At 61.1% G+C, this 14411-nt stretch carries 14 protein-coding genes; 4 read left to right on the forward strand and 10 right to left on the reverse strand.

Annotation, left to right across the window (positions count from 1 at the left end; all coding sequences use genetic code 11):
* Positions 1 to 12: 12 nt before the first annotated feature.
* Genes ACZYSM_RS07365 through ACZYSM_RS07380 form a run of 4 tightly spaced genes read left to right on the forward strand, consistent with a single transcriptional unit; the run spans position 13 to position 4398 of the window.
* Complete coding sequence (locus tag ACZYSM_RS07365) at positions 13 to 1155, forward strand: ABC transporter substrate-binding protein (RefSeq protein ID WP_489070285.1); 1143 nt, start codon at positions 13 to 15, stop codon at positions 1153 to 1155.
* A 31-nt stretch (positions 1156 to 1186) separates the two neighbouring features.
* Entirely contained in the window at positions 1187 to 2104 is a 918-nt protein-coding gene (locus tag ACZYSM_RS07370) for an ABC transporter permease (RefSeq protein ID WP_489070287.1), read from the forward strand.
* Between the two features lies 1 nt (position 2105).
* Positions 2106 to 2933: an ABC transporter permease gene (locus tag ACZYSM_RS07375; RefSeq protein WP_489070289.1), complete on the forward strand. Its 828-nt coding sequence runs from the start codon at positions 2106 to 2108 to the stop codon at positions 2931 to 2933.
* Positions 2926 to 4398, forward strand: coding sequence for an aldehyde dehydrogenase family protein (locus ACZYSM_RS07380; RefSeq protein ID WP_489070291.1), 1473 nt, complete (start codon positions 2926 to 2928; stop codon positions 4396 to 4398). The genes ACZYSM_RS07375 and ACZYSM_RS07380 overlap by 8 nt, the downstream gene beginning before the upstream one ends.
* Positions 4399 to 4455: 57 nt before the next feature.
* Here the strand turns inward: ACZYSM_RS07380 and ACZYSM_RS07385 are convergent, their stop codons facing one another.
* From ACZYSM_RS07385 to ACZYSM_RS07430, 10 genes are all read right to left on the reverse strand, one after another.
* Positions 4456 to 5934, reverse strand: a complete 1479-nt coding sequence (locus tag ACZYSM_RS07385) for an aldehyde dehydrogenase family protein (protein ID WP_489070293.1) — start codon at positions 5932 to 5934, stop codon at positions 4456 to 4458.
* Positions 5927 to 6892 (reverse strand): NTP transferase domain-containing protein, encoded by a 966-nt coding sequence (locus ACZYSM_RS07390; RefSeq protein WP_489070295.1) that lies wholly within the window; start codon positions 6890 to 6892, stop codon positions 5927 to 5929. Before ACZYSM_RS07390 ends, ACZYSM_RS07385 begins: the two co-directional genes overlap by 8 nt.
* A 25-nt stretch (positions 6893 to 6917) precedes the next feature.
* Positions 6918 to 8426 carry an aldehyde dehydrogenase family protein gene (locus tag ACZYSM_RS07395; protein WP_489070297.1) on the reverse strand — a complete coding sequence of 503 codons (1509 nt, stop codon included), beginning with the start codon at positions 8424 to 8426 and terminating at the stop codon, positions 6918 to 6920.
* The gene (locus tag ACZYSM_RS07400; RefSeq protein ID WP_489070299.1) at positions 8407 to 9480 is read right to left on the reverse strand and encodes an aminoglycoside phosphotransferase family protein; all 1074 of its coding nucleotides are present in this window, start codon (positions 9478 to 9480) and stop codon (positions 8407 to 8409) included. The genes ACZYSM_RS07395 and ACZYSM_RS07400 overlap by 20 nt, the downstream gene beginning before the upstream one ends.
* Before the next feature lie 5 nt (positions 9481 to 9485).
* A complete protein-coding gene (locus ACZYSM_RS07405) occupies positions 9486 to 9830 on the reverse strand; it encodes a cupin domain-containing protein (protein WP_140679520.1) in 345 nt (114 codons plus the stop codon).
* 141 nt (positions 9831 to 9971) lie between these two features.
* Positions 9972 to 10340: a cupin domain-containing protein gene (locus tag ACZYSM_RS07410; protein ID WP_489070301.1), complete on the reverse strand. Its 369-nt coding sequence runs from the start codon at positions 10338 to 10340 to the stop codon at positions 9972 to 9974.
* A complete protein-coding gene (locus tag ACZYSM_RS07415) occupies positions 10333 to 11616 on the reverse strand; it encodes a nucleotide disphospho-sugar-binding domain-containing protein (RefSeq protein WP_489070303.1) in 1284 nt (427 codons plus the stop codon). Before ACZYSM_RS07415 ends, ACZYSM_RS07410 begins: the two co-directional genes overlap by 8 nt.
* Positions 11617 to 11648: 32 nt before the next feature.
* Positions 11649 to 12728 (reverse strand): ABC transporter ATP-binding protein, encoded by a 1080-nt coding sequence (locus ACZYSM_RS07420; protein ID WP_489070305.1) that lies wholly within the window; start codon positions 12726 to 12728, stop codon positions 11649 to 11651.
* Complete coding sequence (locus ACZYSM_RS07425; RefSeq protein ID WP_489070307.1) at positions 12721 to 13527, reverse strand: ABC transporter permease; 807 nt, start codon at positions 13525 to 13527, stop codon at positions 12721 to 12723. Before ACZYSM_RS07425 ends, ACZYSM_RS07420 begins: the two co-directional genes overlap by 8 nt.
* The gene (locus ACZYSM_RS07430) at positions 13524 to 14384 is read right to left on the reverse strand and encodes an ABC transporter permease (RefSeq protein ID WP_489070309.1); all 861 of its coding nucleotides are present in this window, start codon (positions 14382 to 14384) and stop codon (positions 13524 to 13526) included. The genes ACZYSM_RS07425 and ACZYSM_RS07430 overlap by 4 nt, the downstream gene beginning before the upstream one ends.
* Positions 14385 to 14411: the final 27 nt, after the last annotated feature.

The following is a 14411-nucleotide window of genomic DNA, read 5'->3' on the forward strand; positions in this document are numbered from 1 at the left end:
GTGGAGCGTGCTATGGACCAGAAGACGTTTATCAAAACCCTGCGCAGCTGGCAGAACGGCTCGATCAGCCGCCGCGACTTCCTCGGCCGCACAGGCTTGGGGATCGCCGCAGCGGTGGTCGCAACCCATATGCCAGGGCTGCTGACCTCAACGGCCGAGGCCGCCGAGCAGACGAAACTGGGCGACCGCCTGTCGCTGGCGACCTGGCCGAATTACCACAGCCAGGAGAACCTCGACACCTTCGCCAAGACGACCGGCGCACGCGTCTCCATGAGCGTGTTCGGCTCCAACGAAGAGATGCTCGCCAAGTTGCAGGCCGGCGGCAGTGGCTGGGACGTGCTGGTGCCGACCAACTACACCATCAGCACTTACGTCGGCCTGGGCCTGATCGAGCCGTTGGACCTGTCGCGCATTCCCAACTTCGATGCGTCGGCCTTCCAGCAAAAATTCATGGCCCAGGGCACGGTGGACGGCAAGGTTTACGCGGTGCCGAAAAACTGGGGCACCACCGGCATGGTCTACGACACCGGCAAACTGAAAAACGGCCCGACCAGCTGGAAAGAATTTTGGGCCGCCGCTCAAGGACCTGCCAGCGGCCGGACGATGGTCCACGACTACCAACTAACTGCCATCGGCAACGCCCTGAAAAGCTTCGGCTACAGCTTCAACTCCCTCGATCCGAAAGAACTGGCCGACGCCGAAAAACTGTTGATTCAAGTCAAGCCGCACCTGTTCGCTATCAACTCCGACATCCAGCCGTCGATGCGCAGCGGCGATGCCTGGTTGGCCATGTCCTGGACCGGCGACGCCTCGCAGTTGCACCGCGACAACGCGCAGATGCAGTTCGAACTGGGCAAGGAAGGCGGCGAACTCTGGAGCGACTTCTTCGCCATCCCGAAAAGCTCGGAGCACAAGGACGCCGCCTACGCCTTCATCAACTACCTGCTCGACCCACAGCACAACAAGCTCGAAGTGCTGAGCCATGGCTACCCGAGCGGCGACAAACGCGTCGACGCCCTGCTGCCCACAGCGATGCTCGACGACCCGATCATGTACCCGGCCGCCGAAGCCCTCAGCCCGCTGGAGTTCGGCGCTGCAGCGACGCTCACCAGCCCCGCGCGTGCCGAACTGATGGCCCGTTTCAAATCCGCCTGACCGCTTTACCATGGCCAACGAGGAGTCACCCATGAACGCCGCCGCCCACCCGCAAACGGTGCAGCCGGGCAATGCCCTGTCAGTCGAGGTTCGCCACCGGCGCAACCTCGGCCAACGGATCACCCTGCTGATGCTCTTGCCTTCGACCCTGTGGTTCCTGCTGCTGTTATTGATGCCGCTGGTGATCATTCTGGTCTTCAGCTTCGGCGAGCGCAGTGCCGTGGGCGGTTACGCCGGTGGCTTCACGCTGGCCAACTACCTGAATCTCGGCTCTCGGGGGGCGGCGTTCAGCAACACCCTGATGTTGGCGCCGCTGGGCACGTTGGTGTGCCTGGTGGCGGCTTACCCGCTGGCGTATTTTCTGGCGGTCAAGGTCAGCAAGAACCGCTCGCTGTTGCTGACACTGGTGATTGTGCCGTTCTGGACCAGTTTCCTGATTCGTACCTACGCCTGGATCTTCATTCTCAGCGGCAAGGGCATTCCGGCGTTGCTGGCAAGCCTTGGTCTTGAAGACGTGCGGCTGATCAACACGCCTTGGGCGGTGCTGATCGGCATCGTTTACGGCTACCTGCCGCTGATGGTTTTCCCGATCTACGTGAGTCTGGAAAAACTCGACAAACGCCTGCTTGAGGCCTCTGCGGACCTCGGGGCCAGCGCCTTCGAATGTTTCCGTCGGATCACCCTGCCGCTCTCCGCACCCGGGATCATCACCGGGGTAATGCTGGTGTTCATCCTGCTGATGGGCGAGTTCCTGATCCCCGCCATTCTCGGTGGCGGCAAAGTGTTCTTCGTTGGCAACGCGCTGGTCGACCTGTTCCTGCAATCGCGCAACTGGCCTTTCGGCAGTGCGCTGGCTATGACCCTGGTAGCAATGATGCTGCTGATCATCGGCGTGTATTTGAAGCTGGTGGCGCGCTACGGCGGCCGCCCTGCCGACGGAGGCTTGTGACATGTGGCTGCGCAGCTATTCGACTTCGCTGTACCTGTTTCTCTACGCGCCAATCGCGTTGATCGTGCTGTTCAGCTTCAACGCCGGGCGCAGTGGCCTGGCGTTCGAATGCTGCTCGGTACAGTGGTTTGGTCGCGCCTTTGGCAACCCGTTCATCATGGAAGCGCTCGGCCATAGCGCGTTCATCGCCTTCACTTCGGCGGTGATCGCAACGCTGTTCGGCACGCTCGCAGTGTTCGGCTTGCAGCGCTCCAGCCCCAAGGTGCGCCTGCTGTTCGATGCGCTGACCTATTGCGCGATCATCGTGCCTGGCATCGTCATCGGCATCTCGACGCTGATTGCGTTCATCAGCCTGTTCGACCTGATTAACCCGCTGCTGGCGAGCTGGATGCCGAGCGTTCCGCGCTTGAACATGGGCTTCTTGACGGTAATCGCCGCACACTCGCTGTTCACCATGGCGTTGGTCATGGTGATTGTGCGCAGCCGTGTCGACTCGCTGGACAAGGCCCTGCTGGAAGCGTCGGCCGACCTCTACGCGCCGCCGATGCAGACCTTCTGGCGGGTCACCCTGCCGCAGATCAGTCCGGCGATCATGGCCGGGTTTCTGTTGGCATTCACCTTCAGCTTCGACGATTTCATCATCGCGTTCTTCGTTGCCGGTTCCGAAACGACCTTGCCGATCTACATCTTTTCATCCATCCGCCGTGGCGTGACGCCGGAAATCAACGCGGTTTCGACGGTGATCATCTGCGCATCGCTGGCACTGCTGTTCACTTCTCGCCATCTGCAAAACCGCCGCACCGGCGTCCAGGAGTCTCACCATGCGTGATCAGCTTTATATCAACGGCGAGTGGGTCAGCCCGGACCTGGGCGGCTATCTGGACGTTATCGACCCGGCCACCGAACAAGCCTTCCACCGAGTGGCGGCCGGTACCGAAGAAGACGTCGATCATGCAGTACGCGCTGCCCGACGGGCGTTCGACAACGGCTGGAGCCAAACCACTGGTGCCGAGCGCGCGCAGTGGCTGGAAGCGTTGGCCGATGAACTGGAGAGTGGTCAACAGGCGCTGGCCGAACTCGAAGTGCGCGACAACGGCAAGCCGTTGCCCGAAGCACAGTGGGACGTTGGCGATGCGATAGGCTGCTTTCGTTACTACGCCGGATTGGCCCGTGAACTTGATCAGCGTCAGGACCAACCACTGGCGTTGCCGGACGAGCGCTTTCGCTGCCGCATCCGCCACGAACCGATTGGCGTGGCCGGGCAGATCATCCCCTGGAACTACCCGCTGCTGATGGCCGCCTGGAAGGTCGCACCCGCGTTGGCCGCCGGGGCCACAGTGGTATTGAAACCGTCCGAGTTAACGCCACTGACAGCGCTGGAACTGGCCGCAGCCGCCGACCGCATCGGTCTGCCGGCCGGGGTATTGAACGTAGTAACCGGCCTCGGTGCCGACGCCGGCAGCCCGCTCACAGAACATCCGGGCGTGGACAAACTGGCCTTCACCGGCAGCGTGCCCACCGGGGCGAAAATCATGTCGGCGGCGGCACGCGACATCAAGAACATCAGCCTGGAACTGGGCGGAAAGTCAGCGTTTATTGTGTTCGACGATGCCGATGTCGAGGCCGCGGTGGAATGGATTCTGTTCGGGATTTTCTGGAACCAGGGCCAGGTGTGCAGCGCCACCTCGCGCTTGCTGGTGCAGGAAAACATTGCCTCGCGGTTGATCGAACGGCTGGTCGAGGAAACCCGCAAAATCACCATCGGCCCGGGCATGGAGCCCGGTGTTCTGCTGGGGCCGCTGGTCAGTCAAAGCCAGTACGACAAGGTGCTCAGCTTCATCGACCAAGGCCTCGCCTGTGGCGCCCGTTTACTCACCGGAGGTCGGCGGCCGGCGCATTTGGCACAGGGTTACTTCATCGAACCGGCGATCTTCGACGAGCCAGGACACAGCAGCATCCTCTGGCGCGAAGAAGTATTCGGCCCGGTGCTGTGCATCAAGCGTTTCAAGACCGAAGAGCAAGCCGTGCAAATGGCCAACGCCAGCCGTTTCGGCCTTGCCGCCGCCGTGATGAGCGCTGACTTGCAGCGCACCACTCGCGTCGCCAACCAGCTGCGCGCCGGAATTATCTGGGTCAACTGCTCACAACCGACCTTCGTCGAAGCACCGTGGGGCGGCATGAAGCACAGCGGGATTGGCCGTGAATTGGGCCAGTGGGGCCTGCACAATTACCTGGAGGTCAAGCAGGTGACCGAATACGTCAGCGACCAGCCGTGGGGATGGTACCTGAAATAGACGGCCGTGAGCTCTGCGTTCGCGCCGATCAGACAGGGGTTAGGGACCATGAGCGCCTCAGTTCAAATACCAGCCCCAGGCCCCGCCATTGTATCGGGTGATTTGCTTGGTCTCCAGGTAGTTGTTGTAGCCCCACTCGCCCAGCTCACGCCCGATGCCACTCTGCTTGTAACCGCCCCAAGGGGCTTCAACGAAGGTCGGTTGTGAGCAGTTGACCCAGACGATCCCGGCGCGAAAGCGTCGAGCGACCCGTTCACAACGCGGGATGTCGCGGGACATGACCGCTGCCGCCAGACCGAACGGCGAGTCATTGGCCAGGCGTATTGCTTCGGCTTCCGTGTCGAATGCGCGCAGGCACACCACAGGGCCGAAGATTTCATCTCGCCACACCGAACTGTGTTCGGGTACGTCAGCGAATATCGCCGGAGTCAGGTAATAGCCCTTCTGCAGATGGGCCGGACGAGTTCCGCCCGAAACCAGTCGCGCGCCCTCTTGCTGACCGGACGCAATGGCCGCGATGACCTTGTCCAATTGACCCTGGCTGACCAGTGGCCCGAGTTTCACACCCTCCTCAAAGCCTTGGCCAATCTGAATCTGCTCGGTGGCGGTGATCAAACGCTTTAGCAGCGCCGGGTACAACGAACGTTCCACCAGCACTCGCGAAGTGGCCGAACAGACCTGACCCTGGTTCCAGAAAATTCCGAACAAAATCCATTCCACCGCCGCGTCGAGGTCACTGTCGGCGAAGATCACGAAGGGCGATTTACCGCCCAGCTCCAGGCTGATGTTTTTGATCTCGGCGGCTGCCGCTTGCATGATCTTGCGCCCGGTCGGCACGCTGCCGGTGAAGGCGATCTTGTCCACATCGGGGTGTTCAGCCAACGATGCGCCGGCCTCACGCCCCAAACCGCTGACAACGTTCAGCACCCCGGCTGGCAAGCCTGCCTGATCGGCAATGCCCGCCAGTTCAAGGGCTGTCAGCGGCGTCAATTCCGAAGGCTTGAGCACCACGGTACAGCCTGCCGCCAGCGCCGGAGCGACTTTCCACGAGGCCATCAACATCGGAAAATTCCACGGAATGATCGCCGCGACCACGCCGACTGGCTCCTTGATGACCGAGGAGCTGAAGCGCTCATCCGGCAAGCTGATCGACTGCTCGCTGTGTTGATCCGAGCCTTCGGCGAGCCCTGCATAGAAGTCGAAACAACCGGCCGTATCGGCGATGTCCCACAGCGCTTCCGGTAGCGGCTTGCCGTTGTCGCGCACCTCGATGGCGGCCAGTTCGTCCTGACGTACGCGAATGCCGTCAGCGATTCGCCGCAACACTTGCGCCCGTTGCACGCCTGTCCAGCGCGGCCAGTCACCTTCGTCGAACGCCTTGCGCGCGGCCGCGACGGCCAGGTCAATATCTTCCGCCGCGGCGGCGGCGACCTGTGCCAGAACCGATTCATCGCTCGGATCAAACGTCTCGAAAACCCCACGCTGTACCGGCGCGACCCATTCGCCGCCGATGTACAGCCGTTGATAATCACGCATGGGAAACTCCTTCATTCACAGGCTGCTCCAGCCGAATATTTTCCAGGCGACTGAACGCGTCGATCCGCACCCCGCTGCCCACGCTCACCCCCGGCCCAAACACCACGCAAGGCTCGATGCGTACATCCGTGGCCAGACGCGTATCAGCGCTGAAAAACACGGTGTCCGCCGCCACCAGGCTGACGCCCGACTGCATCACCGCATGGCGCCGACGCTGCTGGAAATGCTGTTCGGCGGCATGCAATTGCTCGCGATCATTGACCCCGAGTACGTCGTCCTCATCCACCTCCACAGCGGTTACTTGCAGACCGGCGCTGTTGGCCACGGCCACCGCTTCGGTGAGGTAGTACTCGCCCTGCGCGTTGTGGTTGCCGATGCGTTCCAGCAGCCAAAGGCAGGTGTCGGCACGCAAGCCCATGACCCCACCATTGCAGAAATCGACCTCCAGCTCTTGCGGGCTGGCGTCCTTGGCTTCGCGGATCGCCAGCAAACGGCCCTCTTCCACCAGCAATCGCCCATAAGGACCTGGTCGCGCGGTGTGAAACCCCGCGACCGCAACCACTGCACCGTCGATCAATGTCTGACGTAACTGCAACAGGGTCTGCGGGCTGATCAACGGCGAATCGCCAAACAGCACCAGCACACAGCCCTGTTCATGGGCCTGCAACGCGGCTCTTGCCGCGAGCAAGGCATGCGCCGTACCCAGTTGCTCATGCTGGGTAAAAACCCGCGCAGTCGGTGCCGCCTGCTGCAAATAATCAGCTACCGGCCGACTACCAGCCCCAAGCACCACCGCCACTTGCTCGATGCCCGCCGCCTCGACGGCGGCCAGCACGTGGCCGAGCAGAGGACGATTGCCCACCGGGTGCATGACTTTCGGCAGCTGCGAACGCATGCGAGTGCCCTGCCCGGCGGCGAGAATCACCGCCAGGGTTGGCCAGGAAACGTTGTCGCTCATTGCGATCCTCCTGTGTTGCGCTGCGTTAAACCGGATCGCGATAGAACACGTCGTCGGCATACGGATACCACCAGTCCTGAATCTTCGGTTGATGATCGATGATGACCATTTTCGAGCGACGGAACGCTTCAAGACCCTGACGCCCGAGTTCGCGACCGAGGCCGGACATCTTCCAGCCACCAAACGGCAGTGCATCGTTGTCGATCAGCGGGTTGTTAACCCAGACCATCCCGGCCTCCAGACGCTCGGCGGCCTCCATGGCTTCGGCAAGGTCGGTTGTGAACAGCGACGCGCCGAGACCGAACGGCGAATTATTGGCCAGACGCACCGCTTCGTCGAAATCGTTGACCCGACAGATCGCCGCTACGGGGCCGAAACACTCTTCCTGGAGAATCGCCATGTCGCCGGTGACCCCGGTGAGGATGGTCGGTTCATAGAACCAGCCCACAGTGTGCTGCGGTGGAACCCGTCCACCGCAAACCAGCGTCGCGCCCTTGGCCAAGGCGTCGTCGACCAGACGCATGACTTTAGTGCGTGCGGCCTCGCTGACCATCGGGCCGATTTCCGAGCGCTCCAGGCCATGGCCGATGCGCAAGGCGCGGGTGCGCTCAGCGAACTTCTCGACAAACTCGTCGTGGATCTCATCGACCACGTAGAAACGTTCCGCAGACGTACAGATTTGCCCACTCAGGTGGAACGCGGCGGTCACCGCACCCGCAGCCGCAACGTCCAGCGGCGCGTATTTGGAGATAATCAGCGGATCGCTGCCACCGGCCTCGATCACGCAGGGTTTCATCTGTTCTGCACACGCTATTGCCACTGCTTTGCCCGCCGCGACGCTGCCGGTAAAAGCAACCGCGTGAGTCCCGGTCGACTTCACCAACAACTGTGCAGTCACCGCATCGCCCGGCACGCAAGACACCAGGCCCGGCAACAGCGAAGTGAAATGCTCCATGAACTTGAGCGTGCAAAGGGTCGTGGCTTCCGCCGGTTTGACGATGCAGGCGTTACCCGCCGCCAGCGATGCGGCGACCGTCCAGCACATCAACAGGATCGGAAAATTGAACGGCATGATGTGCACGCTGACGCCATACGGCTCATAACGCACATGCTGGAAGGAACCGATCTGGGTGGTGCCAGCGACCTTGCCCGCATCGTCTCGGGCCATTTCCGCGTAGTAGCGAAAGATCGGCGCGCAGTTAGCCAATTCACCCATGGCTTCGGGAAACGGCTTGCCCATTTCCAGGGTCATCAACCGCGCGACTTCACGGTTGCAGGCGACGTCTTGCTCGATGGCACTGGCCAACTGATGCAAGCGCGCAGCGCGGCTTTTCGCATCGATCAGCCGCCACTGTTTTTGCGCTGCCGTGGCAGCATCGACGGCGGCTTGCACGTCCGTTGCGTCGCACAGGCCAACCTGTCCGACACGTTGCAGGGTGGCCGGGTCAAGCACCTCGCGTACGCGGTCATTGGCCAGTGGCAGGTACTCGGAGTTGATGAAACGCAATGCGGTGTCAGTGTTGAACGTGGTCATGGGACGATCCTTGAACCAATCGATAAGGGGTTTCGCGCAACGCCGCCAAGGTCGCGGACGGCAATTCATCGCACCAGCCCGGCACATGCCGGTTGAGCCACTCGCGCAATGGCGCAAAGGCCTCGGCGTCCAGCGCTCGAACAAACAAACCCAGGGTACGCGGTAGATGAGCCAGGTAACCGTGCTTGCCGTCACGTCCGGCCAGGCGCACAAAAATGCCCAGCACCTTGGCGTGACGCTGGGCGGCCAGCCGCCGGTAATCCTCGAGAAAACGCGGCGCATTGAGCTCCGGACGCTGCATCAGGTAATGCGTGAGCAGGGCCACACGCAGTGCTTCGGGCACGTCGCGGCGAGCATCTTCGAGCAACGACATCAAGTCATACGCCGCCGCACCGACCAACGCGTCCTGAAAGTCCAGCAGACCGCAGGCCGCAACGCCTTCGCGGCCTTCAAGCAGCATCAGGTTGTCGACGTGAAAGTCGCGTAATACCAGTGCTTCCCGGCGCTGTGCGACATCGCTGCAGGCCTCGGCGAATAGCGCCAGGTACGACTCGCGCAGGGCCAGCGCCGCATCTTTGCCAATCAGCAGCGGGACGTACCAATCGATAAACAGCGCGCACTCGTTACTCAGTTGTCGGGCGTCGTAAGGCGGCAGCTCTGCGCCGGACGGTGCTCGATGCAACGCCACCAGCGCGTCGACCGCCAAGCGATACAGCGCGGCTTGCGGATGCCCGGCCGCCAGCAGCCGGGTGTAGGTGTCGTGACCGAAATCTTCGATCAGCGCCAGACCCGCGTCCTCATCGACCTGCAGCAAGGCCGGCGCAGACAGGCCCAGCCCCTGCAAGTGACGGGCAACCTGGACAAACGGGCCAATCGGCTCACTGTGGGTTGGCGAATCCATTAAAAGCAGACCTTCACCGCTCAGGCGAAAATAACGTCGGGTCGAGGCATCCGCCGGCAACGCGATCAGTTGCGCCTCGGCGAAGCCGGCACGCACCAGAAAGGCTGCGCGCTGGTCCTCACGGGTCGGCGTTGATGCATGTGTCTCAGTCATGGCATTCACCGGATCATGTAGACCTTTTTCACCGTCTCGTGGACGGTGCACACACCTTTCCAATCCTTGCGGAAGAAAGCCGCCGTGTCGGGTTTGATCTCGATCACTTCACCGGACTCATGGACGTAGGTGCAGCGGCCTTCGAGGAAGTGGCAGAACTCATCGCTGGTGACGTGGCAAAACCATTTGCCCGGCGTGCAGATCCACACACCGCATTCGGACTGGCCTTCGGGGCCTTTGTGCAGCACCACGCCAGAGACATGGGACTCACCTTCAAGCATGGTCGGGATCACACCCCAATCCTTGACGTCAGTGATGCTCAGCGGGTCGTACAGAAACGGGGTAGTCATGTGTTGTTCTCCAAATAAATTGAGGTTCTGTAGGAGCGAGCTTGCTCGCGAGAAACGTCAGGGCGACGCGGTCATCCAGACAGTGCGCGATATCGTTGACGTCCATCGCGAGCAAGCTCGCTCCTACAGGGCATTTCAGGCTTAGGCCAGCATGTAAACGTTGCGCAGGGTTTCCCGGACGTGGCATTCGCCGGTCCAGCCGGCCGGGAACAGCACCAGGGTGTTGGGACGAACGTCGATCACTTCACCGTCGTCATTGCGGTAAGTAGCGGCACCTGCAATGAAGTGGCACAGCTCGTCGCGGGGAATCGACAGCCGCCAGCGACCGGGAGTACAGACCCACAGTCCGGTTTCCGGGCTGTTGTTCGGGCCTTTGAACAGCAGTCGCCCGCTGGAATGCGAGACGCCTTCGACGGCGTCGCTCTGCACGCCCCAGTCCACCAGATCGGTGCGACTGCTGACGGCTTCGAGGTACGGCGTAATACCCGCCGTGGTGGATTGATCAGGCATTGTTGAGCACCTTGTCGAGAATATCGGCCGCATCCGCTGGCCCTTTGCGTGATTGCATGTATGCGCGGGTCTGCTGCAAACGTTGGTGCATCGCCTCGTCGTTGAGGCATGCAGCGAGTTTTTCCGCCAGCTGTGTTTCGCTCCAGTCGTAACGATCGAGCTTGAAACCGTGACCGCTTTCTTCGGCGCGCATGGCGTTATCGTGACCGTCCCAGACGTACGACATGACAATCGCCGGTTTGCCGAAGAACAGGCACTCGGTGAAGCTGTTGTTGCCGCCGTGGTGGATCACTGCGTCGACCTGAGCAATCACCGAAGGCTGCGGGAACCAGTTGGAGATCAGCACGTTGTCCGGCAGGTCCGGGTATTCATCGAGGTGCTCTCCGACATTGACCAGCGCTCGGTAAGGCAACTTGCCCACCGCCGTGATCAAGCGCTTGAGCAATTCGACATCTCCGGAACCTAGGCTGCCGAAGCTGGCATAGAGCAGCGGCTTGTCGTTGTTGGCCCCAAACTCTGGAATTTCGTACGACGTGTCGTGGCGCACGCAACCTTGCAGGTAGTGGAAACGCTCGGCCGGCAACGGATGGCGGCGCTCGAACTTGACCGCGTCCGGGTACAGCAACAGGTTCATGTAAGGCGAGGCTTCAAAGAACGTACCGAGCGGGTATGGTTGCTCGCCATGGGCTTGCAGGAACTGGTTGAAGTCCTCGTGGATCGGCCCGACGGCTTCTTCAAAACGCTGCCGAAACTGCGCATGCCCGACCTTGTCGTCGATGCTCATGCCCGACAGGTGCGGCGGGATATCCGGGTCTTCGATCTCGTTCTCCGAGCAGGAAATGATTCGCACCCACGGCTTGCCGTATTGCTTGATCGCCGGGAACAGGATCACGTTGTCGACGCAGATCAGGTCGGGCTTGACCTTGTCCAGCACCGCAGGCAAATCCTTCTGCGCCCATTTGGCGGTTTCGACGATGGCGGCCCAGCATTCCTTCACGTAGTTATCGATCTGATCCAGCGGCGACTTGCGAAAGTTAGGGATGTGTCCGTTGATGAAATCGACCCAATAGCGGGCCATTTCTTCGGCCGGCATCGGCGCCGACATGTTGACCATGTGCTCTTCGAATCCATACCCGGCATACACGCCGCTCATGCCGGGATCGGTGAGGAACACGGCTTTGTGGCCGAGGGCTTCGCAGGCCTGGGCAATACCGACTGAGTTCAGTGCCGGGCCATAAGCGGCTTCCGGAAAGAAGGCGATCACTTTCTGTTTCATCGAGAGGTACTCCTGCCTGGTCTTTTTATTGTTCAGCGGGTCAATACGCGGGCGTGGCGAGGCTGCCAGCCCAGCCGGATGGTCATACCGATAGCAAAATGAGCGAATTCGAACTGCGAGGACGGCACCCGGACGATCAACGCCTTGTCGCTGAGTGGCGTCTGCACATGCACGTTGGTGTCGAGGCCGTGATAGGCGATTTCGACGATTTGCCCGGTCACCTGGTTGGCGCAATCGCCGCCCCGCTCCGTCAGCACTTGCAAGCGTTCCGGTCGTACAACAACGGCGACCTTTTGACCTGGGACCAGCGGCGCGTCGGTATCAACTACCAGCTCCTGGCCGTTGACGCGCACCGAGCGCTCACCCGAACGCACGCCCTCGAATAGATTGCTGACGCCGATAAAGTTGGCGACAAAACGGCTGTTGGGGTTTTCGTAGAGTTCGGTCGGGCTGCCGCACTGGCAGACCTTGCCGCCGTCGAGCACCGCCATGCGATCCGACATCACCAACGCCTCTTCCTGATCGTGGGTAACGATGATGAAAGTGATGCCGCTCTCGAGTTGCAGGCGCTTGAGCTCCAACTGCATTTTTTCCCGGAGCTTTTTGTCGAGTGCACCCAACGGCTCATCAAGCAGCAACACCCGGGGGCGCTTGACCAGTGCACGTGCCAGTGCGACTCGCTGGCGTTGGCCACCGGAAAGCTGATCCGGCTTGCGCTCCGCCAGCTCACCGAGCTGCGCGGTGCTCAGCACTTCATCGACCCGGCGGCGGATTTCCGACTCGGGCAGACGCTCCATTTCCAGCCCGTACGCGATGTTCTTGCGCACGGTCATGTTGGGAAACAGCGCGTAGGACTGGAACATCAGGTTCAGCGGACGCTTGTTGGCCGGCAGCGGCGAGATGTCCTTGCCGTCCAGATAAATGCAGCCGGCGCTGGGCGTTTCGAATCCGGCGAGCATGCGCAGCAGCGTGGTCTTGCCACAGCCGGACGGACCCAGCAGTGCAAAGAACTCGTTCTCGCGGATGTTCAGCGAGACCTCGTCGACCGCCAAACCGTTGCCATAAGACTTGCTGACCTTGTCCAGGATCAGTACCGCAGAAGAATTATTCATGGGTGCGAGGAGCCTTGTTGAGACGCTGCGAAGCCAGCAACGCGGTGATGCTGACCAGCATCACCAGCGTCGCCAGAGCGTTGATTTCCGGGGTGACGCCAAAACGGATCATGGCGTAGATCTGCATCGGCAACGTGGTGGAGGCCTGGCCGGAACCGGAGTTGAAAAAGGCGATGATGAATTCGTCCACCGACAACGTGAACGAGAGCAATCCACCTGCCAGCACCCCGGGGAAAATCGCTGGCAACAGCACCCGGCGAAACGTAGTGAACCAGCTCGCGCCAAGATCGATCGAGGCTTCGAGAATCGAATAGTCGAAGTGCTTGAGCCGTGTGCGCACCACCGCGCAGACAAAAGCGATGTTGAACACGGCGTGGCTGATGATGATCGAGTGCAGCCCCAGCCCGACCTTGAGCAGGTTGAAAAAGCTCAGCAGCGCAATCGCCAGTACGATGTCGGGAATGATCATCGGTGCCATCAACAAGGTGTCGACCACCTGCCCCTTGTCGTTGTCCTTGCGGCGCAGCTCGATGCCCAATGCCAGGAAAGTCCCAAGCACACAGGCAATGAATGTCGCCGACAACGCCACGATCAAGGTGTTGAGGGCCGCCGACAAAATCGCCGAGTTATGCGCCAGCGCCACGTACCACTTTAGTGATACGCCGCCCCAGGCCGTAGGCAATCCGGACTTGTTGAACGAGAGCAGGATCAACACCAGAATGGGCACATAAAGGAAGGCATAGACCAATCCCAGGTGCGAGCTGAGCACGGTGCCGCCAACCGAACGTGACTGACTCATGCGCGGCCCCCTTCTGCACGACGGGCAACCAGTGCCTGAACGAACAACAGGATCAGCATGATCGCGATCAGAAAGAAGCTCAGCGCTGCGCCGAACGGCCAGTCCCGCGCCGTCAGAAATTGCGAGTAGATCAGGTTGCCGACCATCTGCACCTGCTTGCCGCCCAACAGGTCGGCAGTAATGAAATTGCCGATACTCAGGACGAAGACAAACACCGCGCCGGCCGCAACACCGGGAACGCTCAGCGGCAGAATGATCCGTCGAAAGGTCATCCAGCCCGAGGCACCGAGGTCTTTCGACGCGTCCCAGAGCTCGTTGTTAATCCGCGACAGCGAGGAAAAAATCGCCAGGATCACAAACGGGATGTAGTTGTAGACCAAGCCCAGCACCACCGACGACTCGGTGTACAGCAAACTGATGGGTTCGCCGCTGTAGCCGAACATTTGCAGCATCCGGTTGATCAAGCCTTCGCGGTTGAGCAAGACGATCCAGGCGTAGGTGCGGATCAGGTAGTTGCTCCAGAACGGCAGCATCACCAAAAACAGAAACACCGCTTGGCGCCGCCGCGGCGCACGGGCAATCGCATACGCTGCCGGGTAGCCGATCAGCACCGCAAACACGGTCGCCAGACCGGCGATTTTTGCCGATTTGAGCAAGATGCCGAGGTACAGCGGATCGAACGCGCGCTGGTAGTTTTCCCAGGTAAACAGCCAGTCGATACCGCCATAAGCACCGCGTTCGACGAAGCTGTACACCAACACCAGCAGGCACGGCACCACCAAAAAAGTCAGCAGCCAGCCAAAGCCGGGCGCAAGAAGCCAGGCCGACAGACGCCTGTCAGCATGCAAAGCACTCATTACCCATATCCTCCCGCCCCAGAACAG

Source organism: Pseudomonas sp. F220, assembly GCF_057813935.1.